Genomic DNA, 337 nt, shown 5'->3' on the forward strand with positions numbered 1-337 from the left:
ACCCTAGATAATGACTTAGCCAATAGCCTGTTTGAAGGCCAAGTCGTCGTCCTCACTTACACGGTGCGCGTGACGGATGATTACGGCGCCTATGCAGAGCAAGACGTGACCATTACTCTCACGGGTACCAACGATATTCCTGTACTGGCTTTTGCCCAAGGCGCAGACGCGGGCATGGTGAAAGAAGCCGGGGTGGTTGATATCAATGGTGAAGGTAATACCCCTGTCGCTGGCATCGATAGCGTTTCCGGACAGTTTATCGCCGACGATGTTGACCTCAACGACGGTGAAACTTGGAGTGTACAAGGCACGCCAAACACCGAATATGGACTGTTCT

At 52.2% G+C, this 337-nt stretch carries 1 protein-coding gene; it reads left to right on the forward strand.

Translation table 11 applies throughout. The features are described from left to right. Positions 1-337: VCBS domain-containing protein (locus Q1A86_RS21150; protein ID WP_299811433.1), on the forward strand; the 337-nt coding region annotated here is incomplete at both ends.

The sequence above is a fragment of the uncultured Shewanella sp. genome (assembly GCF_947497935.1).
Lineage (GTDB): Bacteria > Pseudomonadota > Gammaproteobacteria > Enterobacterales > Shewanellaceae > Shewanella.